The organism is Chromohalobacter sp. HP20-39, assembly GCF_033052815.1.
Taxonomy (GTDB): Bacteria; Pseudomonadota; Gammaproteobacteria; order Pseudomonadales; family Halomonadaceae; genus Chromohalobacter.
Genome location: NZ_JAWHTP010000003.1, coordinates 380,491 through 403,107, shown reverse-complemented (window position 1 = coordinate 403,107; position 22,617 = coordinate 380,491). Strand labels below are relative to the sequence as shown.

Here is a 22,617-nt window from a genome sequence, read left to right as displayed (position 1 = left end):
ACATACGAAAAGGGGGCCCTTGGGCCCCCACAGTGACTCGGGCCGGACATCAACCGTCCTTGCCAGCCACCTTGCTTTCTTCCTGCTGGGAGTAAATCAGCAGCGGTTCGCTGTCACCGGTGATGACCGAAGCGTCGATGACCACCTTGGAGACGTCCTCGAGCGACGGTACCTCGTACATGGTATCGAGTAGCACGGACTCAAGAATCGAGCGCAGACCACGTGCACCGGTATTGCGCGCCATAGCCTTGTGCGCTACGGCGCGCAAGGCGTCCTCGCGAAAATCCAGCTCCACGCCTTCCATCTCGAACAAGTGCTTATACTGCTTGATTAGCGAGTTCTTGGGCTCGGTCAGAATCTGGATCAAGGCTTCTTCGCTGAGCTCGGTCAGTGTCGCGATGACCGGCACACGGCCCACGAACTCCGGAATCAACCCGAACTTGACCAAGTCCTCAGGCTCGACACCAGCGAGAATATCGCCCATCGCTTTTTCGGAGTCTTTACTCTTCACCTCCGCGTTAAAGCCGATGCCTCCTTTCTCGACGCGATCACGAATCACCTTCTCCAGCCCTGCAAACGCCCCGCCAACGATAAACAGCATATTGCTGGTATCGACTTGCAGGAATTCCTGCTGGGGATGCTTACGTCCCCCCTGGGGCGGTATCGAGGCCGTGGTACCCTCAATCAGCTTGAGCAGCGCCTGCTGGACACCTTCACCCGAGACATCGCGGGTAATCGAAGGATTGTCCGATTTGCGAGAAATCTTGTCGATCTCATCGATATAAACGATGCCGCGCTGCGCCTTATCGACATCGTACTCGCACTTCTGCAGCAGCTTCTGGATGATGTTCTCGACGTCTTCACCCACATAACCGGCTTCGGTCAGGGTCGTCGCATCGGCGATCGTGAACGGAACGTTAAGCAGTCGGGCCATGGTCTCGGCCAACAAGGTCTTACCACTACCGGTCGGGCCGATCAGGAGAATGTTCGACTTGCCGAGTTCGACATCGTCGGTCTTCACATCGGCACGAAGACGCTTGTAGTGGTTGTAGACCGCCACCGACAGCACCCGCTTGGCACGGTCCTGCCCGATGACATAATCATCCAATGTATAACGGATTTCACGCGGTGCCGGCAGGCGCTCTTCATCGCCCTCGGCATCGGCTTCCAACACTTCTTCGCGAATGATGTCGTTACATAGATCGACACATTCGTCACAGATGTAGACGGAAGGACCCGCGATCAGCTTGCGCACTTCGTTCTGGTTCTTGCCACAGAACGAGCAGTACAGCAATTTGCCGCTCTCGTCTTTGCCTTTGCCGTCAGCCATTCGTGTACCTCGTGATAGCGGCAGCCCTGACGGGCCGCCGGTAATAAATGCATGTCTCGCTAAACGCTACCATGTTTGGTTAAACGCTATCAGGATACAGGGCGCTTATCCAGCATGGCATCGATGAGGCCGTACTCAGCCGCCTGGGCACCGTTCATGAAATTATCGCGATCCGTGTCTCGTGCCACCGTTTCTACATCCTGGCCGGTATGCTTGGCGAGAATCTCGTTGAGCTGCTGACGGATGTTGAGAATTTCCTTGGTGTGGATCTCGATATCGGCGGCCTGACCCTGATATCCGCCTAGCGGCTGATGAATCATCATCCGCGAGTGCGGCAGGCAGTAGCGCTTGCCCTCGGCACCACCGGCAAGCAACAACGCGCCCATGCTGGCGGCCTGGCCAACGCAAACGGTGGACACGTCGGGCTTGACGAACTGCATGGTATCGTAGATAGACATTCCTGCTGTCACCGAGCCGCCAGGCGAATTGATGTACAGATGGATGTCCTTGTCGGGATTCTCGGATTCGAGAAACAACAACTGAGCTACCACCAGATTGGCCATGTAGTCCTCGACCGGGCCAATCAGAAAGATAACGCGCTCTTTGAGCAGGCGAGAATAAATGTCGTAGGACCGCTCGCCACGCGCGCTCTGCTCCACGACCATGGGGACTAAACCGCCGGCATTGCTGATATCGAACTCGTTGCCCATTGCGTGGCTTCCTTAAATCCGGTGACTAATTGCTCCAGTGACTAGAGACCCGGCCGTAGCCGGGTCCAGGCACTTGCGACGGAACGCGAGATAACGCTTAGGCGCTGGTCTCTTCCTGCGCTTCGCCCTCATCATCTGCTTCTTGCTGCTGTTGTGCCGCTTGCAAAGCCTGCTCGTAGGACATCTCGACATCCTTAACCTGAGCTTGCTCCAGCAGCTTGTCAACCGCCTTGTCTTCAAGAACCGAGGACTTGACCTGGTTTTTCATGTCCTCGTTCTTGAGATAGTGCTCAACTACTTGCTCGGGTTGCTGATACTGCTGTGCCAACTCTTCGACACGTGCCTTGATTTCGTCGTCGCTCGCGTCGAGCTCATTGACCTTGACGACTTCAGCCAACAGCAGGCCAACCTGAACACGCTTCTTCGCCTGGTCGGCGAACAGCTCGTCGGGCAGCTGGGAAACATCGAAGTCTTCCCCCAGACCGAACTGCTGCGCCGCTTGGCGTTTGAGTCCCTCGGTCTCCTGCTGAATCAATGACTGCGGGACCGGAATATCATTGGCCTGCTGCAACGCTTCGAGCGCCTGCTGCTTGACGCGATTGGTCACGGCCTGCGATAGCTCGTGCTCCATGTTCTTCTGCACATCGGCACGGAAGGCAGCGACGCCACCCTCTTCGATACCAAAGCGCTTGATGAACTCTTCGTCGACCTCAGGCAACTGCTTGCCGGCCACTTTGTGCACTTTCACTTTGAAGGTGGCTTCCTGGCCCGCCAGATGCTCCGCCTGATAATCTTCGGGAAAGGTCACCTTGATCTCGAGATCGTCACCGGCCTGGGCACCCACCAGTTGCTCTTCGAAACCGGGGATGAAGCTATTGGATCCCAACTCCAGCTCATGGCCTTCGGCGGCGCCACCTTCGAACGGCTCATCGCCCAGGAACCCCTGGAAATCGACAGTCACCTGATCGCCATCGGCCGCAGCACGCTCGACTTCTTCCCACTCGGCATTCTGCGAGCGCAGGGTATCGATCATCTGATCGACATCGGCCTCGGTCACTTCCGCCTGGGGGCGCTCGATCTCGGTGTTTTCGATCGTGTTGAGCTCGAACTCGGGATACACCTCAAGGGTCGCGACGAACTCCAGATCCTTGCCGTCTTCGTCGACGGTCGGCTCTACCTGCGGAGAACCCGCCGGATTGAGGCTTTCCTGAGTGATCGCCTGCACATAGTGCTGGCGCATCATTTCGCCCACTACTTCGTTGCGGACTTCTTGGCCGAAACGTTGACGTACGACCGTCATCGGAATCTTGCCACGCCGAAAGCCGTTCAGCCGCACGTTCTTGGCGGTTTCCTGCAGGCGGGTAGCCACGGCTTGATCGACTTCGGTCGCCGGCACTTGGACGGTGACACGACGTTCGATCTGGGAAGTCGACTCAACGGAAACTTGCATGAATGATCCTCTACCGACTGGGGCGTTCTGAAAAAGCGTAATAAGACGAGGATTCTATGAATCCCCATCCGCGCTGGCAAGCGCAATGCGTGGTTTATGGGGCTGTATGCCTCATCTTACAAGGGAAAAGACACGAAAAAAGGGCGAATGGTCATCATGACGACGCAAAAAAACCGAACGAAGCACCTCGGTACAGGCGTGCGACGTGCAGACTAGCGAAGACGGTGGTTACACCAAGGAAAAAACCGGGAGAAGAAGGAGAAAATCATCGCTGGGGTGGATGATGGGGATCGAACCCACGACCACCGGAGCCACAATCCGGGGCTCTACCACTGAGCTACATCCACCACGACGACGAATTGTTGCAACGTATTCAAGCATGGGGTGGATGATGGGGATCGAACCCACGACCACCGGAGCCACAATCCGGGGCTCTACCACTGAGCTACATCCACCAGAACTTGTATACGCTCGGGAATGATCCCGACACCGACACGCATTGACCTATAGCATGGCGCGCCCAGCAGGACTTGAACCTGCAACCTACGGCTTAGAAGGCCGTTGCTCTATCCGGTTGAGCTATGAGCGCTTGATAACGCCGGCACAGGCCCAACCTAGAACCGACCCTCGAGAGGATTCGGATGCTGGTCGGGGTAGAGGGATTTGAACCCCCGACATCCTGCTCCCAAAGCAGGCGCGCTACCAGACTGCGCTATACCCCGTCGCCCCGAGACCGCTTGGGCATGGCCAATCGAGCCCGTCGATGCGCAGCGTATTCTACGCATCTTCCTTGCCAGGTCAAGCCCTTACACTCCACCTTCCGACTTGTCCCAGCGCAGGATACATTGACTGCGCCTCCCAGCGTGCGAAAATTGCGCATCTTTCAAAACGCCGCCCCTCACCGGGCCACGCACGCCAAAGGAACGAGTCGATGACCGCTCAGTTGATCGACGGCAAAGCGATTGCCGCTAATGTCCGCGAACAGGTATCTCGTCAGGTCCAGGCACGCCGCCATGATGGCAAGCGTGCCCCAGGGCTCGCGGTCGTCCTCGTCGGTGAAGACCCCGCCTCCGAAGTCTACGTCCGCAACAAGCATCGCGCCTGCGACCAGGCCGGTCTGCATTCGGTGCAGCACCAATTGCCCGCCACGACCACGCAGACGGAACTCGAGGCATTGATCGACTCGCTGAATGCCGACGCCGACATCGACGGCATCCTGGTGCAACTGCCTTTGCCCGAGCATCTCGACGAACGCCCGATTCTCGAACGCATCCGCCCCGACAAGGATGTCGATGGGTTTCATCCTTACAATCTCGGCCGCCTCGCTCAACGACTTCCCGTACTGCGCCCTTGCACCCCCAAAGGCATCATGACGCTGATGCAACAGAGCGGCATCCAGGTACGCGGTCTGGATGCCGTCATCGTCGGCGCCTCCAATATCGTCGGGCGCCCCATGGCCATGGAGCTGATGCTGGCGGGTAGCACGACCACTGTCTGCCATCGCTTCACCCAAGATCTCGAATCGCACGTACGCCGTGCCGACTTGCTCATCGTTGCTGTCGGCAAACCCGGGCTCGTCAAGGGCGAATGGGTCAAAGAAGGAGCCGTCGTCATCGACGTGGGCATCAATCGCCAAGCCGATGGCAAGCTCGCGGGCGATGTCGAGTTCGCGCCCGCCGCCGAACGTGCCAGTTTCATCACCCCCGTACCCGGCGGCGTCGGCCCCATGACGGTCGCTTCACTGCTGGAGAACACCCTGCTCGCCGCCGAACTCCATGACGGCATGCATGCCTGACATACAGGCGTTACAATGAACAGCGATACCGAGATCGAGAAAATAGGAGTGGATAGATGAGCGATAAAGAAATGAATGTCGAAAGCTTCAACCTCGACCACACCAAGGTCAAGGCACCTTATGTGCGCCTGGCCGGCATCAAGACCGGCGAGCAAGGCGACGCAATTCATAAGTACGATCTGCGCATCTGCCAGCCCAACAAGGCACACATGGAAATGCCTGCGCTGCACTCCTTGGAACACCTGATGGCCGAACTGTCGCGCAACCATACCGACAAGGTACTCGATATCAGCCCCATGGGCTGCCAGACCGGCTTTTATATTTCGCTGATCAATCATGACGACTATGACGACGTGCTTGACCTGATCGACAAGACCCTCAACGACGTCCTCGTCGCCACGGACGTACCGGCCTGCAACGAGATGCAGTGCGGCTGGGCCGCCAGCCACAGCCTGGAAGGTGCGCAAGCCCTGGCTCGCGACCTGCTGGCCAAACGCAACGAATGGAACCAGGTATTCGCCTGATCGATGGATAGAGGGACCCCACCCCACATGCGCAAGATCGCCATCATCGGTGCCATGGCAGAGGAGGTCGAACTCCTCGCCTCGCACCTGGAAAACGGCCAGACCCGCCAGCATGCCGGCTCGACCTTTCACACCGGCTACTTGCACGGTGTCGAGGTCGTTATCCTGCAATCGGGCATCGGCAAGGTGAATGCCGCCGTTGGCACCACCCAGATGCTTGAGCTTCATCAGCCCGACGTGATCATCAATACCGGCTCGGCGGGCGGCTTCGGGGCCGACCTCGAAGTCGGAGACGTGGTCATCTCCAGCGAGGTGCGCCACCACGACGTCGACGCCGTGGTTTTCGGCTACGAGTACGGCCAGGTGCCACAGATGCCAGCCGCCTATCTCCCCGACCCTCGTCTGGTCGAGGCCGCCCGGGAATGCATCGAAGGGCTTGGCGAGCTACGTGTCACGGAAGGCCTCATCTGCACGGGCGATATTTTCATGGCCGATGAGGCCATGGTGGCGCAAGCACGCGAGCGCTTTCCAAGCATGCTGGCCGCCGAGATGGAAGCGGCGGCCATCGCCCAGACGTGCCACCTCTACGACTGCCCGTTCGTCGTCATTCGTGCGCTTTCCGATATCGCCGGCAAGGAGTCCGATCTTTCCTTCAAGGCCTTCATCGATAAAGCCGCCACGCATTCGGCAATGATGGTCGAAGCGATGGTCAAGCGCCTGGGCACACCGGCCTGAATCGACAGTGACACGCATCCGGCCGAACGACAAAGCCCGCGATCGAGTCGCGGGCTTTGTCGTTGATGGGCCTTCTGCGCTTGCCGACGTTTCAGATAGAGCTTAGCGGCCTTCGATCACCCAGGTCGTGCCTTCGCGGCTATCCTTCAGCACAATCCCCAGCGCCGCCAATTCATCGCGTATGCCATCGGCGGTAGCGAAGTCCTTGGCCTTCTTGGCCTGCGCCCTCGCCTCGATGTGTGCCTCGATCTCTTCCTCGGTCATCGGCAACTGCCCCGCCCCCGTCTGCAGAAAATCGGCCGGCGCTTGCCCGAAGAGGCCTAGCACACCGCCCAGCGAGATGAGTTCGTGAGCCAACGCTGGAGTACGTTCCGGGGCCTCCTGCTTGGCCCGGTTGAGATCGCGCGCCAGCTCGAAGAGGACGGCCAACGCTTCCGGCGTATTGAAATCGTCGTCCATCGCGGCAATGAAACGCTCGCGATAACCCGCCACCACCTCGCCTTCGGCCGGCGTCACGCCCTGCAGGGCGTTATAGAAGCGCTCCAGAGAACGGCGCGCCTCGCCCAGCGCGTCGGGGGCGTAATTGATGGGACTGCGGTAATGGCTGGCCAGCAGTAGATAGCGCACGACTTCAGGAGCATGCGCCTCCAGCACTTCGCGAATCGTGAAGAAGTTGCCCAGGGACTTGGACATCTTCTCGTGATCGACACGCACCGCTCCGGCATGCATCCAGGTGTTGACGTAGGCCTGCCCAGTCGACGCCTCGCTCTGCGCGATCTCGTTTTCATGGTGGGGAAACACGAGATCCGGGCCGCCGCCATGAATATCGAAGGTATCACCCAGGCAGCACGTCGACATCGCCGAGCATTCGATATGCCAACCGGGACGCCCCGCGCCCCACGGCGACGGCCAACTCTCCTCGCCCGGCTTGGCGGCCTTCCACAGCACGAAGTCCAGCGGGTCTTCCTTGGCGGCCTCGACTTCGATACGCGCCCCCGAGCGCATGTCATCGAGATCGCGATTGCTGAGCTTGCCGTACCCCTCGAAATGCCGCACGCGATAATAGACGTCACCGTTGGCGGCCGGATACGCATATCCCTTGTCGACCAAGCGCTGGACCATGGCGACGATATCATCGACATGTGCCGTGGCGCGTGGCTCGCGGTCCGGACGCAATACACCAAGTCGCCCTTCATCTTCGTGCATGGCGTCGATCATGCGTTCGGTCAGCGCCGCAATGGGTTCGCCATTCTCCTCGGCCCGCTTGAGGATCTTGTCGTCGATATCAGTGATATTGCGTACGTAATCGACCTCGAACCCACGCCAGCGCAGATAGCGGGTAATCATGTCGAAGGCGACCATGACGCGGGCATGGCCGATATGGCAGTAGTCGTAGACGGTAATTCCGCAGACGTACATGCGTACTCGACCCGCATCGAGTGGCGTGAACGTTTCCTTGCGACGCGTCAGCGTATTGTAGATCTGCACGACGACCCCCTTCTCAGCCTTTTTTCTGTGCCTTGGCCCAACCATCCTTGAGCCCCACCGTGCGATTGAAGACCCGCTTGCCATCGCGACAGGCGTAACGGTCGGCACAGAAATAGCCCACGCGCTCGAACTGATAACGGCTCTCGGGCTCGACGTCGGCCAGGCTCGGTTCCGCGTAGCCCTCGACGACACGCAACGACTCGGGATTCAGGTGCTCGAGAAAATCGCCGTCGCGATCGCGGTCCGGCGCCTCGACCTGGAACAGGTTATCGTACAGGCGCACCTCCACCGGCACGGCGTGCGCGGTGCTCACCCAATGGATGACACCTTTTACCTTGCGCCCTTCGGGGTTCTTGCCCAGGGTGTCGAAATCGACACTGCAGCGTAGCTCCTGGATCTCGCCGTCGGCGTCCTTGATGACCTCGTCGCAACGGATCACATAGGCATTGCGCAGACGCACTTCCTTGCCCGGCGCCAGGCGGAAGAACTTCTTGGGCGGCTCTTCCATGAAATCGTCACGGTCGATCCACACCTCGCGCGTCAACGGCAAGTGACGCACGCCCATGTCATCACGCGCCGGATGGCCGGCCACCTCGAAGGTTTCCTCATGATCCTCGGGGAGGTTGGTCAACACCACCTTGAGCGGCTTGAGCACGCACATCGCGCGTGGCGCGTTGTCTTCCAGGTCAGAGCGAATCGCATGGTAGAGCATCGCGATATCCACCATGCCGCCATCGGCCCGCGTCACGCCGATCATCTCGCAGAACTTACGCACCGAGCCCGGCGTATAACCACGCCGACGCATGCCTGAAATCGTCGGCATGCGCGGGTCGTCCCAGCCATCCACGATGCCCTGATCGACCAGCAGCTTGAGCTTGCGCTTTGAAGTTACCGTATGCGCGAGGTTGAGACGCGCGAATTCGATCTGACGCGGCTTGGCGGGCACTGGAAGGTTCTCCAGGAACCACTCGTAAAGCGGACGATGATCCTCGAACTCAAGCGTGCAGATGGAGTGCGTGACGCCCTCGATCGCATCCGACTGGCCATGAGTGAAATCGTAGGACGGGTAGATCTTCCACTTGTCGCCCGTCTGATGGTGGTGGGCATGTCGCACACGATAAAGAATCGGGTCACGCAGATTGATGTTGGACGCCGCCATGTCAATCTTGGCACGCAACACCTTCTCACCCTCGGCGAACTCGCCCTTGCGCATACGCTCGAGCAGATCGAGGTTTTCCTCTGGCGTACGATCGCGATACGGGCTCGGCTTGCCCGCTTCGGTCAAGGTGCCGCGATATTCACGAATCTCATCGGGGGACAGGTCATCGACATACGCCTTGCCCTCGCGCACCAAATGCTGCGCCCAAGCATACAACTGATCGAAGTAATCCGAAGCATAGCGCACTGCCCCGTCCCACTCGAACCCTAACCAGGTGATATCGGCCTTGATGGCGTCGATATAGGCCTGCTCTTCCTTGGCGGGATTGGTGTCGTCGAAACGCAGATGGCATTGACCGCCAAACTGCTCGGCAAGCCCGAAATTCAGACAGATCGACTTGGCGTGGCCGATGTGCAGGAACCCGTTGGGTTCCGGCGGAAACCGAGTGACGATGGCATCCTGGCGACCGGCCTCGATTTCCTCGCGAACCTGATTGCGGATGAAATTCGGGGCGGAGTGGCTATCTACGCTCATGGGCTGTCTAAAGAACCTCTGTTCGTTCGCGAAGTGACCGGAGGGCACGTCAAAGCACTGGCTGGCGCCTCGACACGGTTTCGCCCGCGGGTGCAAAGCCGCTATTATAGCGCGACGCCAGCGCGCGACGCCAAGTCGCGCTCAGTTCTCTTCGCCAGGATACGCCCATGATCGTTCTGCAAACCAATTACGGCCGCATTCGACTGCGCCTCGACCATGAAAACGCGCCCAAGACCGCGGCCAATTTCGAGCAATACGTGCGCGACGGCCATTACGACGACACTCTGTTCCATCGGGTCATCGATGGCTTCATGGTCCAAGGGGGCGGCTTCGACACTCAGTTCGAACAAAAGCCTACCCGCGCACCGATCGACAACGAAGCGGATAACGGTCTGAAAAACGTCAAGGGCAGCGTGGCCATGGCGCGCACGCAGGACCCGCATTCCGCCAGCGCGCAATTCTTCGTCAACGTCGCTGACAACGACTTCCTCAATCACCGCGACAAGTCCATGCAAGGTTGGGGCTATTGCGTCTTCGCCGAGGTCGTCGAGGGCATGGACGTCGTAGAGAAGATCAAGAACGTCCCCACCGCGCGCCGTGGCATGCATGCCGATGTTCCCGCCGAAGACGTCATCCTCGAACGTGCCTACTTCGAAGACTGACAAGGGCAACGCCGCGCCGATGTCTTGCGCGGCGTTCAGGCACCTGAATACCGCCACACGCACGCCCATGAGGACACCAGCGCGATGACCACCCTGCTGATTTCCGATCTGCACCTCCACGCGGGCCAACCGGACATCGTCCACGGCTTCCTGAATTATCTGGACGCCGAGGCGCGCCACGCTGACACGCTCTATCTGCTCGGCGACATCTTTGAAGCTTGGATCGGCGACGACTATCTTGGTGACTTGGAGCATCAGGTCATTGATGCGCTAAAGCGCCTCAGCGACGCTGGCACCCGGATTTATTTCATGCACGGCAATCGCGACTTCCTCGTCGGTCACACCTTCGCCGACGCTGCCGGCGCCACCCTGCTCGAGGACCCGAGCCTGGTGACCCTGGGTAACCAGCGCGTGCTGCTGATGCACGGCGATAGCCTGTGCACCGGCGATGAGGAGTACATGAAGTTTCGTGCCATGGCACGGGATCCCGAGTGGCAAGCTCAGATTCTCGCCCTTCCCGTCGAGCAGCGCCTGGAGCTCGCCAAGAGCCTGCGTCTGCAATCCTCGGATGCCAACACGCAAAAAACCGACGCGATCATGGACGTCACTCCGGTGGAAGTCGAAACCGCCATGCGCGAATACGGCGTCACCACGCTCATCCATGGCCACACGCATCGTCCGGCGGTACACGACTTCGATCTCGACGGTCAGAATGCTCGACGCATCGTACTCGGCGACTGGCAGCCCGGCAGCGGCTGGGAAATACGTGTCGAGGACGACGCCGAGCCGCAGCTACGCGAATTCACGATCTAACGACGCTGGCTTGCAGTCATGACCGCGCGTGCTGCGGCTCGAAGGCACGATCCAGTTGCAAGCGCCAGCCCACCAGCATCGGAGCGTCGGTCAACGAGACCTGGCCCAGCAATTGGCGGAACCGTTGCCGCATATCGTCATCATCAGGGTCGATCAGCGTCAGCCAGACTTCGCAGGCATTGATCTGATGATGCCGATTCTCCTGCTCACCCGCCACACGATAGGCCTGTTCGGCCAAGCGACGCACGTCTTGGGGCGCATGCCCCAGCGCATGGCGAACGCGCACCATTTGCAAGGTCAGCTCCGGCAAATACAGCGAATCGCGTTCACGCGCGACCATCAAGCATTGATCCAGATAGTCCTCGGCCAGGGCATATTCTCCCAGCGCCAAGCACGCATCGCCGTACCACAGCAAAGGTCGCTGATAACGATCCTGTCCCGTGGCCTCGGTCACCCGCTCCATGCTCTCTTCTAGCAGCTCCAGCCCCTGCGGGTCGCCGCTCAGCGCCTTGTGCCAGCCGAGAATGCCTTGCGCCGCGTAATGCCAGAGATGCAGATCCGGTGTCGACGTCACTTCGTGCGCGCGTTCGGCGCGTGTCGCCGCCATATGCACATGCCCGAGCTGACGATACAACGCCGCCGCGAAAATCAGCGATAGCGCCAACGAGCCGGGGTGCTTGATCGACTCGGCCAGGCGTATCGCTGACTCGATCTGTTGCTCGGCACGCAGATAATCGCCGCGCAAGCATAAGGCCCAGGCATGGTAACAAGCCGCGGCGACCTGCGGATGATCGGAAAACGGCAGCCAATCGAGCACCATCGGCTGATGCAGCGGATCGATTTCCTCGAGATGCTCGAAAGCATGACGCACGCGCCCCGCCCAATATTCGCAATGCGCCCGCGCGTAATCCGCCAAACGCTGGTAACGCGGATCGACGAGTCGCTCGGCGAACGTCGACAAGCGCGCCGCCAATGCAAACGCATCGGCATGTGCATGGCGCTGGCTACAGCCGACCCATAGCCCCCAGGTCACCAGGAACCGCTGCTCGTCATCCGGCTCGTCATCTTCGACGCGCCGAGCCTCAAGCGTCCCCAGCATATCCTTGGCGCGCACGAAGCTGTCATGTGCCGTGGGCGAACCGTGCCCCTCGAGCGCAAAGGCTGCTTGGCCGCGCACCGTCAACAGGCTGATGTAGCGCTCTTCCTGCGACGCGAGATCTTGCAGGCACTCCAGGCCCGAGTCGGCCATCTTTAACGCCGTGCGATTGGCGCTCAACTTGAGGGCGGCCCGCGCGGCAAGCTCGAAGTAGCGCGCCGCACGTGCGTGGTCACCGCTGCGACGCAAGTGCGACGCGAAATACCCTGGATGCTGGCCGATCAAGGCTGGGAAGCGCTCCTCGATGAGCGTGACGACCTGGTGATGTAGCCGCTCCCTGACATCGCGAGGACAGGACAGGTACGCGGCTTCCTGCAACAGTTGATGAACGAACTGGTAGTCGAACGGGCTATCGCCATGACAGGGCTCGATGATCTCCAGGCGCTGCATGTGATCGAGTACCTGCTTGAGGCGTGTCTCGCCTAGACCCGTGCATTCGCGCAGGAAGGCGAACCGGAATTGACGCCCGAGCACCGCCGCGACATGGGCCACATCGCGGTCAGCATCGAGTTGCTCGATGCGGCTGGCAAGCAGCCCCAACAACCCGCGCGGCAACTCATCCACCTGGACGCGACGCCCCTCGCGCCGATCCATGTCGAGCCGCCGGCAAATTTCCTGCAAGTAAAGCGGCACTCCGTCGCAACGCTCGATGAGCTGCTCACGCAGACGCGGACTGATGTGCAGCCGATAATGCTTGGCCAGTTGCACCAGAAAGCGTGACGACTGAGTGCTGTCCAGACGTCCCAACACGATGTGCTGGTCCCAGTTGAGCCGAACCGTCAACGCCTCGCGCCCATGGTGACTGGCAACCAACATGAAAGGGACATTGATCGACAGACGTGCCTGCAATGCCAGCAACACCTTGAGAGAGAGCTCATCGAGCCATTGCAAGTCGTCGATGACCAAGGCCAGCGGGCGGCTCGCGGTGATGCGCTCGATCAACGAATGGAAGAGTTGCGTGACCGGCTCGAGGCTCTCACCGATGTCGCCGTCACCGCTATCGCTCAGCGCGTGGTAGAGCACCTCGCGCTGCGATTCGTCCAGCGCCGGCTCATTGGCCAACCAGGTAGCCAGCGTCGAGGCATCGACATCTCGGTCGAGATACCAGCGCAACAGTGCGCGCACCACGCCGTAAGGCGTCTGACTCGACAACCGCGTCGTCGGCTGCCAACACAGGGCGATCTCCTGGCTTTGCTCCAGTTGCCGAAAGCTCACCAGCAACGCCGACTTGCCCATGCCCAGCGCGCCCTGCACCAGCACGCTCTGGCGCAACCCGATGACCACTCGGGCCAACGCGTCGCGCAACTGTCGCAGTGCCGATTCGCGTCCAATCAAGCTCGGCGGCGTGGCATCGCGTCCGCCTTCATCGACCCCCAGCACCAACGCGCGCAGACGCACCCGTCCATCGGCGGCCAACAGGCGCGTCGTCAGGCGCGGCTGTAGATCCAACGCAGGCGGCATGTGCTGGCTCGCTTCCTGCGAAATCACCAGCTCACTACCCTGAGCGGCGCTCATGAGCTCGAGCGCCGGTTGCGCCACCTGCCCCAGGGGGTCGGCCAGGCGGCGCTCGGGCAGATACAAGCCACGTCCACTGTTGAGCCCCGCGGCCAGTTCGAAACGCGGCACCGGATCGCCCCCCGACCAGTGACGCTGGATCTCTTCGGGTAGCTGGCGACGACAATGCTCGTACAACGCCACCAATTCGGCCAGTTGATGCGCCGGCCCATGAGTGCCAAAGCAGGCCAACCCCAGCCCCCCGGTGGCACCAGGCAGCCAGAACCCACCCAAGAGATGACATTGACGCTCCAGCCAACGCATCAACTCCACCTGCAAGAGCAGGCAGGCATGCCCTTGGGCACGCTCTTGCCAGTCGCCCTGCAAGTGCAGGCGAATCGCCATCACCGATAGCTGTCGGTAGCCAATCTCGTCTTCACGTACCGGAGCGCTATCCAGCGCCACGGCTCGCGAAAAGGCGCCCTGGGGTGACGTGGGCGGTGTCGGCTGCGCGCCATCCGACCAATAGCGCGCTAGCTGCAGAAACTCGGCATCGGGCTGCTGACCGGACAGTGCCAGCAATTCCAGATAGGCATTGAACTGTTCATGCGCGGCGGCGATTTTCCCTTGCTCGGCCAGCTGACGCACCAAACGCTGATGAAAGGGACCATACCCCGAGAAACGGCTCACCAGCTGACGCATCACATCGTCGGAAACCTCTTCAGTGCCGCCCAATGCTCGCTCGATATAGGCGATCATGCGCTGACGCCATTCGCCGCGCGTCTTGACCAACCAGCGTTGAAAATCACCGCACTGTGGCAAGTAGAGTTCTTCAACCAGATCACCACGATACAAGGTGAGCAACTCGTCGATGGCATCGATATCGGGCGGCACTTGCAACAACGTCTCGAGGCGGCGCACATCCAACGCCCAATGCGACCCCGGATGCAGTGCGATACTTTGACGCGAGACCGTCAAGGCCGACTCGGCCTCATCGCCCAGACATTGTCGTAGGCAATGCAAGGCATGGCGTAGGTTAGTGCGCCCCGACGACAACCCCTGGTCGGGCCACAACATTCCCGCCAGCCCAGCACGATTGGTTGCCTGCTCATTGAGCAACAGGTAGACCAATAGTGCCTTGACCTTGTCATAACTGAACTGGGTGAGCGTGGTGCCCCCCACCGTCATCGAAAAATGCCCGAACAGCGTCAATCGAGGCGGTGCCGGGATGTCCTGAGTCATCGTCGTCATACTCTGATTGGGCCGGTACCGCCGGCGAATACGATCACGCTGCCGACGGCACGCCGCTGTGGAAGCGAAAGCAGGTATCCGGTGATTCGATTAGCTCGCGCTCACGCTCGGCGAAAAACGCGATACGCGGCGCGATATCTTGCGTGGCATATTGCCGCGCCAGCGCCAGGTAATCTTCGTAATGGCGTCCTTCCGACTTAACCAGAGCGCGATAGAATTTGGCAAGCTCGTCATCCAGAAAAGGGATCAGAGACGCGAAACGTTCACAGGAGCGTGCCTCGATGAAGGCGCCGACAATCAATGTATCGACCAGTCGTTGCGGATCGTCCTTGCCGACATGTTGCCGCAACCCCGCTGCGTAGCGCGAAGCGCTGAGTTGGCGATAGCGCACGCCACGCTCGCGCATCAAGGTCACCACCTGTTCGAAATGCAGCAGTTCCTCGCGGGCCAACTGCGACATCTTGGTCAGCAACTCGGTATGCTCGACATAGCGATACATCAGATTCATCGCCGTGGAGGCCGCCTTTTTCTCGCATTGAGCGTGATCGATGAGCAATAACGACGGATGCGCCAGCGCTGCCTGAACCCAGGCATCCGGAGTCGCGCAGGGCAAGAAGTTCACTAGTTCCTGGGGTAGCAAGGCGTTTGCGTCAGTGGACATGGTTTCTTCTATCAGATGAAAGGGTCAGAAAAGTTAAACGGAAGGCGCGGTCGGCGCGGTCGTCAGGCGGTGGAGCCCCTCCTGCATCAGCGCTTCCTGCAGCGCCGCGTACAAGGCATCGGGCGCGAGTCGAGCGACGCTTGCGTGGCGTCTCAGTCCATAGCGACTCATGTCCTGCATGCGCGTACGCCCCACGCGAAGCAGTTCCACGGCGCGTGACAATGATGGCTGCTCGCTGCGAAAGCGAATCCGGTGACGGATCAATTGCGCCTCCAAGCATGCCGAGTCGTCGACATGCAGGAAGCGCGAGGCGACCCGCACACGCAGCGCATCCAAGGCCTGCATGCGGGCTTTCCGGGCATCGGCATCGAGCGTGAACCAGTCGCGAATTTCATCCTCTGTACGTTGGCAACCCCGACAAACGCGGTCACCGACAGTCGTCGAGCACAATCCCACGCATGGCGACTGGATACGCTTTGCCTTGCTCTCGTTGGCGGCCATCTCACCTCCCCTTTGCCCGAACACTCATGATATCGCGAGCACGCCGCTACAGCGACCGCCGTGCACCGACATGCCTTTGACCATCCTCTCAGCGCCCGGCACAGAAGGCCTTCTTAACATTGTCGACAGTTTCGAGTAGAATCTCGCTGCCTATTTAGACCGGTGACAACCTGCCCCAGGTCGTGTCCGCCGTGCGCGAGAGTGGAAGTGATCATCGCCACGCGCACCGCCCCGCCCTGGTTTCGATGACTGACGAGGGTCCCAACGTGCTTGAAGCCTACCGCCAACATGCCGAGGAGCGCGCGCGCGACGGCGTGCCGTCCCAGCCGCTCAACGCCGAGCAGACCGCCGAACTGGTCGAGTTGCTCAAGGCACCGCCCACCGGCGAGGAAGAAACGCTTCTCGAACTGCTCACCAACCGCGTCCCACCCGGCGTGGACGAAGCCGCTTACGTCAAGGCCGGCTTCCTTACCGCCATCGCCAAAGGCGAGGCGACGTCTCCGCTGATCGACAAGACGCACGCGGTCAAGCTGTTGGGCACCATGCAAGGCGGCTACAACATCGCCACCCTGGTCGAACTCCTCGACGATGACGCCCTCGCCCAGGAAGCCGGTGAGCAGCTCAAGCACACCCTGTTGATGTTCGATGCCTTCCACGATGTCGCCGAGCGCGCGAAAAATGGCAACGCCACCGCTCAGAGCGTGCTCGAATCCTGGGCCGCGGCCGAGTGGTTCCTGGCCAAGCCGGCCCCCGCGGAAAAGGTCACGCTGAGCGTTTTCAAGGTGCCGGGCGAAACCAACACCGACGATCTCTCGCCGGCACCGGACGCCTGGTCGCGCCCGGATATCCCGCTGCACGCCAATGCCATGCTCAAGAATCCGCGTGAGGGCATTACGCCGGAAGCGCCGGGCAACAAGGGCCCCATCGCGCAGATCGACGAGGTCAAGGCGAAAGGCTTCCCGGTCGCCTATGTCGGCGATGTCGTGGGCACCGGTTCGTCGCGCAAGTCAGCCACCAATTCCGTGTTGTGGTTCTTCGGCGACAACATTCCCAATGTACCCAACAAGCGTGCCGGCGGCTTCGTGTTCGGCGGCAAGATCGCCCCGATCTTCTTCAACACCATGGAAGATGCCGGTGCCCTGCCTATCGAGATGGATGTCTCCAAGCTCGAGATGGGCGACGTCATCGATGTCTATCCTTATGAAGGCAAGGTGACGCGCCACGGTAGCGACGAAGTCGTCTCCACCTTCGAGCTCAAGACCCAGGTCATCCTCGATGAGGTGCGCGCCGGCGGCCGCATTCCATTGATCGTGGGCCGGGGTCTGACCGAGAAAGCGCGCACCGAACTCGGCTTACCCGGCTCAGAGGTCTTCCGCAAGCCCGAACAACCCATCGATACCGGCAAGGGCTTCACCTTGGCGCAGAAGATGGTCGGCAAAGCCTGTGGCATGGACGGCGTACGCCCGGGAATGTACTGCGAACCCAAGATGACCACCGTCGGCTCGCAGGACACCACCGGCCCGATGACCCGCGATGAACTCAAGGACCTGGCCTGCCTCGGCTTCCAGGCCGACCTGGTCATGCAGTCATTTTGCCACACCGCCGCTTACCCGAAGCCGGTGGATGTCGAGACCCATCACACTCTGCCCGATTTCATCATGAACCGTGGCGGCGTCTCGCTGCGTCCGGGTGACGGCATCATCCACTCGTGGCTCAACCGCATGCTGTTGCCGGACACCGTCGGCACCGGTGGCGACTCTCATACTCGCTTCCCGATGGGGATCTCCTTCCCGGCGGGTTCGGGACTGGTCGCCTTCGCCGCCGCCACCGGCGTCATGCCGCTGGATATGCCGGAGTCCGTGCTGGTGCGTTTCAAGGGCGAACGCCAGCCCGGCATCACACTGCGCGATCTGGTACATGCGATTCCCTATTACGCTATCAAAGACGGCCTCTTGACCGTCGAGAAGTCGAACAAGCAAAACTTCTTCTCGGGCCGTATTCTGGAAATCGAAGGCCTCGAGGATCTCACTGCCGAGCAGGCGTTCGAGCTCTCCGATGCCAGCGCCGAACGCAGCGCCGCCGGCTGCACGATCACCCTGGGCGAGGAGCGAGTCGCCGAATATCTGAACTCCAACGTCACCCTCCTCAAGTGGATGATAGACAACGGCTACGGCGATGCCCGCACGCTGGAGCGTCGCATCCAGGCCATGCAGGAATGGCTGGCCGACCCCAGTCTGATGCGTGCCGATAGCGACGCCGAGTATGCCGCAGTGATCGAGATCGACATGAGTGAACTCGACCAGCCCGTACTGTGCGCACCCAATGACCCCGATGACGCACGCCTGCTCTCAGACGTCGCCGGTGAGAAGATCGACGAAGTCTTCATCGGCTCGTGCATGACCAACATCGGCCACTTCCGCGCCGCCGGCAAACTGCTCGAGAAGCAGCCCCCCGGCAGCCTGAAGACCCGTCTGTGGCTTGCACCGCCCACCAAGATGGACCAACATCAGTTGACGGAAGAGGGCTATTACGGCATTTACGGGCGCGCCGGCGCACGCATGGAAATGCCGGGCTGCTCGCTGTGCATGGGCAACCAGGCACGCGTGGCGCCGAAGTCCACCGTGGTCTCGACGTCCACGCGCAACTTCCCCAACCGTCTGGGCGATGGCGCGAACGTCTATCTCGCCTCCGCCGAGCTGGCCGCCATCGCCGCCGTCGAGGGACGCCTGCCGACCGTCGAGGAATACAAGGGCTACATGAGCGAGTTCAATGCCATGGCGGGTGAAATCTACCGCTACATGAACTTCCATGAGATAGAAGAGTTCCAGAATGCGGCCGCAAACGTGATTCCGGTCGCCGAGGAAGCCTGACCACTCGTCTCCAATGCTCGCCTATTGAGAAAGAGTGCAGGTCAACGAAACGCCCCGCCAACGCGGGGCGTTTTTTTTATGGGCGTCGCCATATACCAACGCCCGCGTACGTTTTTTAACACTGTTCGACTTGTCAGTGGACCGCACAGGCGCTTAGATATGAAACGCTCGTTCGCGCACCATGCCCTATGGGTATGGGATAAGACGGCAGGATGCCATGACATTCCGACCGCCCTGGCGCCTCGCTCAGGCCGACACACAAGGGTACGTCGTGATGAGAAAATCAAGGAGAACCTCATGAAACTCAAGATTTTGATCACCGCTTCCATCGCCACCTCGGGGCTACTGGTCCTCGCCCCCAACGCCATGGCCGCTCCCGAGGGCCTGTACTTTGGCGTCGGCACGGGCTTCAGCTCGCTTGAAAACGATGACGATGAAGTAGACGATTTCATCGAGTCCGGCAGCGAGGATTTCGACACCGACGACGACGATAACGTCTTCAAGGGCTTTGTCGGCTACGACTTCAACCGCTACTTCGCTACCGAGGCGTTCTATGCGGATCTTGGACGTGTCAAACTCAAAGGTAACGACTCCGTCAATACCGACCTCGAGTCAGAAGCCTACGGTGTCAGCCTGGTCGGCAAGCTGCCCATCACGAATTGGTTCGAGCTATTCGCCAAGGCGGGCATGGCGAAATGGGAGACCGATGTCGACGGCAATCTCGGCGGCACCAGCACCGATCTGAAGGACAACGACGGTGTGGACCCGGTCTACGGCGCCGGGGCGCAATTCAACTTCAGCCCCTTCCTGGTACGCGCCGAATACGAGCGCTACGACTTCGATAGCGACTACCAGGTGGATTCCTTCACCGCGTCCGTGGGCTGGCAGTTCTAAAGAACGCCTCGGCATTCATCGCTGTACAAGACGCCGGGGCTCACCCGGCGTCTTCCTGTCATTTTGCTAGCTCTTCTCCCCCCAAGGCGCAATGGCGTGACGCTCAAGGCATGGCATGATGGCCCCTGTTTCAGCGAACGCCGCACAGGCGAGGAGACAGCATGACCACTATCATCACCCCCGATATCTGTGACGCCTATCCCGACGTCAAGGTGATCGAGCCATCCTTGGTCAATGTCGGCGGACATGACACCTTTTACGGGCCGGTGCGCACCGTCAAGTGCTTCGAGGACAACTCGCGTGTCAAGGAAGCGGTCAACGAGCCCGGCGATGGCACCGTCCTGGTCGTCGACGGCGGCGGTTCCTGGCGCTGCGCACTACTGGGCGACATGCTCGCGGCCAAGGCCGTCGACAATGGCTGGGCCGGCATCATCGTTTATGGCTGCGTGCGCGATGTCGATATCCTCAACGAGACTCCAATCGGCATCCAGGCACTCGGCACGCATCCCCGCAAGAGCGAGAAACGTGGCGAAGGCCAGCGCGATATTCCCGTCACCTTCGGCGGCGTGACGATCGCACCGGGGCAGTGGCTTTACGCCGATAACAACGGAATCGTGATTGCCCATGAGCCGTTAACGCTAGACGACTGATAGCGCTGCTATTTGCTAGCGGAGAATGACGATGCGAGGCTTGCAATGTCCTGATAGGAAACGAAGGAGTTGTCATGCTCGCCACCCGCACGTTGCTGGGTGACATTGCGACCCAATTGCGCGCTCAAGGACGAGCGCTACTGGTTTTTCATCTTTTCTTTACCGTTCTCGCCACAGCTGTACTGGTGCCGTTGACGACCTGGACCCTGTCCAGCCTGCTGCATGCCTTCCATCGTCCGGCGCTCAGCAACGCCCAGATCGCCGACATGGCACTTTCTCCCTTGGGCCTTGCCTGGGGGGTCGTGGCACTGGGCTTGAGTTTTCTGCTGATCTTCCTGCAGCAAAGCGGCATGATGCGGCTGGTTGCCACGCCCGGCCCGGGACGCTACCGGGCAACGATGAACACACTGTGGCAAATCGGCCGCCGCTTCCCGGGGATCGCCGGGCTCACATTCCTCCAGGTCGGCGTCCATTTACTGCTTGCAGTGCCGTTCGTTCTGCTGATCGCCTATTGCTACGACGCTCTGCTCGGCGATGCCGAAATCTACGTCGTGATGCGCATGAAACCGCCCGACTTGTGGTATTTCGCCACACTCGGCAGTGGCCTCGCGCTCATCGCATTGTGGTGTCAAGCATGGCTCTATGCGCGCTGGTTTTTGGCACTACCCGCCCTCGTGTTGGACCGCCTCTCCCCGCTCCAGTCGCTGGCACGCAGTCGTGAACTCACTCGCGGGCGACATGCGCGCATCACGGCACTGGCACTGACATTCGCCCTGGGCGTCGCCGCGCTGCCGGTGCTGTTCAGCATCTTGTTCAATAGTCTGGCATCGCCACTGATCAGCCACCTACCGGATCGCATGTCGCTGCTGATTCCGGTCATGCTGGTCTACGTAGCGGCCTATACGCTTTCGATCATCGCCGTGACGTTCCTGGGGGTCGCGGCCAATAGCCTGCTGGTGGCCAGCCTCTATCGACGGCTGGGGGGCGGCATACTCGGAGTCGCGGACTCGCCGGCGCCCAAGCAGTCGGGATGGTGGGCCTGGACCGCCGAGGCCGTCTTGCTGGTCTTCGCGTTGCTCCAAGCGGGATGGGTGCTGAGCGATTTCCAACTGCGCGACGATGTCACCGTCACCGCCCATCGCGGTAGCTCGATGGCGGCACCGGAAAACACCCTAGCGGCAATGCGCCAAGCCATTCAGGAAGGCGCCGACTACCTGGAGCTGGACGTCAGGCTGTTGCGCGACGGCAATGTCATCCTCTCTCACGACCGCACGCTGGAACGCCTAACTGGCCAGGCACTGAATATCAACGACCTGACGCTGGCGGCAACACGTGATATCGATATCGGCAGTTGGTTCAGCGATGACTTTTCCGATGAGCGCTTGGCAACGCTCGATCAGGTGATTGGCCTGGCGCAAGGCAAAGCCCGCCTGTACGTGGAACTCAAGCCAAGCCCAGGCAACGAGCGGGCACTCATCGAAGCGGTCGTCGAACGTCTGAAGCGTTACGGCATCGCCGACAGCGCCGTAATTGCGTCGTTATCGCCTAGCATGATTCGCATCGTCGAGGAATACGCCCCCAACATCGATACCACGCTATTCGTCCAATTCCTGCTGCCCGGCGCCTTGGCAACGACGCCTGCCGACAACATAGGCTTGCGGCATACCCAGGCCAGTACCGATGTCGTGCGTATAGTGCATGACAGCGGTCGTGAGTTACATGTCTGGACCGTCAACAGCACCCGTGACATGTCGCGCTACATCGACATGGGCGTCGACAATATCATTACCGACCGCCCTGCGGCGCTGATCGATTTGCTTACCGAACGCGCAAGCCTCAGCGATGGCGAACTATTGCTGATCAAATTGCGTAACTGGCTGCGTTACTGACAAACCGCCGGAAAGCCCTCTTGACGAAAAAGGCGTGCCCGAATGACGGGC

The 22,617-nt window shown here is 60.4% G+C and carries 17 protein-coding genes and 4 tRNA genes; 9 read left to right on the top strand and 12 right to left on the bottom strand.

Annotation, left to right across the window (positions count from 1 at the left end):
* Positions 1 to 49: 49 nt before the first annotated feature.
* The 7 genes from clpX to RVY79_RS08510 form a co-directional block, all read right to left on the bottom strand.
* Entirely contained in the window at positions 50 to 1,330 is a 1,281-nt protein-coding gene (gene clpX / locus RVY79_RS08540; RefSeq protein ID WP_317463696.1) for an ATP-dependent Clp protease ATP-binding subunit ClpX, read from the bottom strand.
* A gap of 89 nt (positions 1,331 to 1,419) precedes the next feature.
* Positions 1,420 to 2,040: an ATP-dependent Clp endopeptidase proteolytic subunit ClpP gene (gene clpP / locus RVY79_RS08535; protein WP_097024142.1), complete on the bottom strand. Its 621-nt coding sequence runs from the start codon at positions 2,038 to 2,040 to the stop codon at positions 1,420 to 1,422.
* A 97-nt stretch (positions 2,041 to 2,137) separates the two neighbouring features.
* Positions 2,138 to 3,490 carry a trigger factor gene (tig, locus tag RVY79_RS08530; protein ID WP_317463694.1) on the bottom strand — a complete coding sequence of 451 codons (1,353 nt, stop codon included), beginning with the start codon at positions 3,488 to 3,490 and terminating at the stop codon, positions 2,138 to 2,140.
* Between the two features lie 272 nt (positions 3,491 to 3,762).
* Positions 3,763 to 3,837: transfer RNA gene (locus RVY79_RS08525), tRNA-His, on the bottom strand.
* 33 nt (positions 3,838 to 3,870) lie between these two features.
* A tRNA-His gene (locus RVY79_RS08520) sits at positions 3,871 to 3,945 on the bottom strand.
* 57 nt (positions 3,946 to 4,002) lie between these two features.
* Positions 4,003 to 4,079, bottom strand: a tRNA-Arg gene (locus RVY79_RS08515).
* Between the two features lie 56 nt (positions 4,080 to 4,135).
* Positions 4,136 to 4,212, bottom strand: a tRNA-Pro gene (locus RVY79_RS08510).
* A gap of 209 nt (positions 4,213 to 4,421) precedes the next feature.
* On the opposite strand from RVY79_RS08510, the gene folD reads away from it, so the two are divergent.
* From folD to mtnN, 3 genes are read left to right on the top strand one after another with little or no spacing between them, the layout of a single operon-like run.
* Complete coding sequence (folD, locus tag RVY79_RS08505) at positions 4,422 to 5,285, top strand: bifunctional methylenetetrahydrofolate dehydrogenase/methenyltetrahydrofolate cyclohydrolase FolD (protein WP_317463693.1); 864 nt, start codon at positions 4,422 to 4,424, stop codon at positions 5,283 to 5,285.
* Between the two features lie 56 nt (positions 5,286 to 5,341).
* On the top strand, positions 5,342 to 5,809 hold the full coding sequence (locus tag RVY79_RS08500; RefSeq protein ID WP_317463692.1) for an S-ribosylhomocysteine lyase: 468 nt from the start codon (positions 5,342 to 5,344) through the stop codon (positions 5,807 to 5,809).
* A gap of 27 nt (positions 5,810 to 5,836) precedes the next feature.
* Positions 5,837 to 6,544 (top strand): 5'-methylthioadenosine/S-adenosylhomocysteine nucleosidase, encoded by a 708-nt coding sequence (mtnN, locus tag RVY79_RS08495; protein ID WP_317463691.1) that lies wholly within the window; start codon positions 5,837 to 5,839, stop codon positions 6,542 to 6,544.
* A gap of 102 nt (positions 6,545 to 6,646) precedes the next feature.
* On the opposite strand, the gene cysS is transcribed toward mtnN, so the two are convergent.
* Together cysS and RVY79_RS08485 are read right to left on the bottom strand one after the other, a co-directional pair.
* Positions 6,647 to 8,032: a cysteine--tRNA ligase gene (gene cysS, locus RVY79_RS08490; RefSeq protein WP_317463689.1), complete on the bottom strand. Its 1,386-nt coding sequence runs from the start codon at positions 8,030 to 8,032 to the stop codon at positions 6,647 to 6,649.
* A 13-nt stretch (positions 8,033 to 8,045) separates the two neighbouring features.
* Positions 8,046 to 9,725 (bottom strand): glutamine--tRNA ligase/YqeY domain fusion protein, encoded by a 1,680-nt coding sequence (locus RVY79_RS08485; protein WP_317463687.1) that lies wholly within the window; start codon positions 9,723 to 9,725, stop codon positions 8,046 to 8,048.
* A 167-nt stretch (positions 9,726 to 9,892) separates the two neighbouring features.
* On the opposite strand from RVY79_RS08485, the gene RVY79_RS08480 reads away from it, so the two are divergent.
* Both RVY79_RS08480 and RVY79_RS08475 read left to right on the top strand, forming a co-directional pair.
* A complete protein-coding gene (locus RVY79_RS08480; protein WP_317463685.1) occupies positions 9,893 to 10,387 on the top strand; it encodes a peptidylprolyl isomerase in 495 nt (164 codons plus the stop codon).
* A gap of 84 nt (positions 10,388 to 10,471) precedes the next feature.
* Positions 10,472 to 11,200, top strand: coding sequence for a UDP-2,3-diacylglucosamine diphosphatase (locus RVY79_RS08475; RefSeq protein WP_317463683.1), 729 nt, complete (start codon positions 10,472 to 10,474; stop codon positions 11,198 to 11,200).
* A 16-nt stretch (positions 11,201 to 11,216) separates the two neighbouring features.
* Here RVY79_RS08475 and RVY79_RS08470 read toward each other — a convergent pair whose 3' ends face one another.
* From RVY79_RS08470 to RVY79_RS08460, 3 genes are read right to left on the bottom strand one after another with little or no spacing between them, the layout of a single operon-like run.
* Positions 11,217 to 15,092, bottom strand: a complete 3,876-nt coding sequence (locus tag RVY79_RS08470) for an AAA family ATPase (protein ID WP_317463682.1) — start codon at positions 15,090 to 15,092, stop codon at positions 11,217 to 11,219.
* A gap of 43 nt (positions 15,093 to 15,135) precedes the next feature.
* Positions 15,136 to 15,762: a tRNA-(ms[2]io[6]A)-hydroxylase gene (locus tag RVY79_RS08465; protein WP_246897861.1), complete on the bottom strand. Its 627-nt coding sequence runs from the start codon at positions 15,760 to 15,762 to the stop codon at positions 15,136 to 15,138.
* Positions 15,763 to 15,795: 33 nt separating this feature from the next.
* Positions 15,796 to 16,263, bottom strand: coding sequence for a DUF1289 domain-containing protein (locus tag RVY79_RS08460; protein WP_317463681.1), 468 nt, complete (start codon positions 16,261 to 16,263; stop codon positions 15,796 to 15,798).
* A gap of 266 nt (positions 16,264 to 16,529) precedes the next feature.
* Between RVY79_RS08460 and acnB the strand changes: the two genes are divergently transcribed.
* The 4 genes from acnB (at position 16,530) to RVY79_RS08440 (ending at position 22,566) form a co-directional block, all read left to right on the top strand.
* Positions 16,530 to 19,133, top strand: coding sequence for a bifunctional aconitate hydratase 2/2-methylisocitrate dehydratase (gene acnB / locus RVY79_RS08455; protein WP_317463680.1), 2,604 nt, complete (start codon positions 16,530 to 16,532; stop codon positions 19,131 to 19,133).
* Positions 19,134 to 19,430: 297 nt separating this feature from the next.
* On the top strand, positions 19,431 to 20,027 hold the full coding sequence (locus tag RVY79_RS08450; RefSeq protein ID WP_317463679.1) for a porin family protein: 597 nt from the start codon (positions 19,431 to 19,433) through the stop codon (positions 20,025 to 20,027).
* A gap of 161 nt (positions 20,028 to 20,188) precedes the next feature.
* Positions 20,189 to 20,677, top strand: a complete 489-nt coding sequence (gene rraA, locus RVY79_RS08445; RefSeq protein WP_317463678.1) for a ribonuclease E activity regulator RraA — start codon at positions 20,189 to 20,191, stop codon at positions 20,675 to 20,677.
* A 74-nt stretch (positions 20,678 to 20,751) separates the two neighbouring features.
* Positions 20,752 to 22,566: a glycerophosphodiester phosphodiesterase gene (locus tag RVY79_RS08440; RefSeq protein WP_317463676.1), complete on the top strand. Its 1,815-nt coding sequence runs from the start codon at positions 20,752 to 20,754 to the stop codon at positions 22,564 to 22,566.
* Positions 22,567 to 22,617 lie beyond the last annotated feature (51 nt).